This is a genomic window from Vibrio sp. OPT46, assembly GCF_015163535.1.
Classification (GTDB): Bacteria; Pseudomonadota; Gammaproteobacteria; order Enterobacterales; family Vibrionaceae; genus Vibrio; species Vibrio alginolyticus.
Window position 1 is genome coordinate 33,608 of the sequence record NZ_JADDYG010000029.1, and the last position, 629, is coordinate 34,236.

Consider the following 629-nt stretch of genomic DNA (forward strand, 5'->3'; position numbering starts at 1 on the left):
CCATAGACCGTGCTGTGTACTTTCTGGCAGAAAACACATCCTTTTGTTTTCTAAATTACCAAATTACTGATTACATCTGGATATGGAAGCTCACTTCGCTTTATCGCTGCTCGTCACTTGTCATCAAAAATCAAATTCACTGCAATTGCCATCAAAACTAAGCCTGAGATTGGCAGCAAGACACCTAATGGCGAGCGCTCAATGTAAGGCAGATTCTCTGCAATCAATAAACCCCACTCAGGTTCTGGCGGCTTAACGCCAAGTCCGATAAAACTCAGAGACGTCAGGCTAAGCGTGATGTACGGCAAACGCAGAAACGCATGACGAATCAATGGCGGCAGCACATAAGGCAACAAGTAGTAACGGAGTACTCGCCACTGACTGGTTCCCCAAATGGGCGCAAGATGCGTGTAAGGCTGCGCTTTGGCTTCCATCAACAAACTTGCACAGTGCGCCGCTAATGGTGCCCATGACACCATAACAATCGCAATCAAGGCACTGTTTGGGTTCATCCCCGTTAGACCAGCAATCAGCAGACCCGCCACAATGTATGGCACACCTTTGGTGATCTCAATTAAGCCTTGGCTATAACGAGTCACGAAGCCGAGCAGCAAACCAATCACCAAACT

General features: G+C 47.7%; 1 protein-coding gene. It reads right to left on the reverse strand.

The window, feature by feature from the left end; genetic code table 11:
• Positions 1-113 precede the first annotated feature (113 nt).
• Positions 114-629, reverse strand: a 516-nt coding sequence (locus IQR33_RS02160) for an ABC transporter permease (protein ID WP_193843468.1), incomplete at its 5' end; no start/stop codon positions are given.